Genomic DNA, 220 nt, shown 5'->3' on the forward strand with positions numbered 1-220 from the left:
AGGTCCGAACGCTCGTGCGTAAAAGTGTGCTGGAAGAACTCTTCGCCGGTGAAGAACTGGAAATACGGGTCGTGGACCCAGCGCTCGCACACCCCCTCATCGGACAGCCCGTAAATGTGCTTGAGCAACGGCAGCCCGATCATGAAGCGGTTCTCGATCCCCGGCCTGCCGTTCTTGCTGTAGAGCGGGGCGATCTCGCCGTCGATCCAGTCCAGTCGAT

Annotated in this window: 1 protein-coding gene; it reads right to left on the reverse strand. The window is 60.0% G+C overall.

Annotated elements, in window-relative coordinates:
• On the reverse strand, window positions 1-220 hold a 220-nt coding region (locus tag FNJ47_RS49400), incomplete at both ends, for a transposase (RefSeq protein WP_206685449.1).

Origin of the sequence: Bradyrhizobium uaiense (assembly GCF_010811875.1) — a bacterium.
In the GTDB taxonomy this organism is placed as follows: Bacteria; Pseudomonadota; Alphaproteobacteria; order Rhizobiales; family Xanthobacteraceae; genus Bradyrhizobium; species Bradyrhizobium uaiense.